Source organism: Leucobacter japonicus, from assembly GCF_001273855.1.
GTDB lineage: Bacteria > Actinomycetota > Actinomycetes > Actinomycetales > Microbacteriaceae > Leucobacter > Leucobacter japonicus.
Window position 1 is genome coordinate 1 of record NZ_JHBX01000009.1, and the last position, 232, is coordinate 232.

At 74.1% G+C, this 232-nt stretch carries 1 protein-coding gene; it reads right to left on the reverse strand.

Features of this window, described 5'->3' with window-relative positions; genetic code table 11:
* On the reverse strand, window positions 1-232 hold a 232-nt coding region (locus AMS67_RS00020; protein ID WP_156316457.1), incomplete at both ends, for an ABC transporter permease.

Below are 232 nucleotides of genomic sequence, written 5' to 3' on the forward strand. Positions count from 1 at the left end.
GCATCCAGCCGAGCCCCATCGACGCGGCGATCAGCTCGGCGGCGACGAGGAACAGCCAGGCCTGGGCGAGCCCGAGGCGCAGGCCCGAGACGACCGACGGCACGACGGCGGGCAGCTGCACGGTGCGGAACAGCGACCAGCCGCGCAGCCCGAAGGTGCGGCCCGCCTCGACGAGCTGCGGATCCACGTGGCGCAGGGCGTCGGCCACCGTGGTGTAGACGGGGAAGAACGC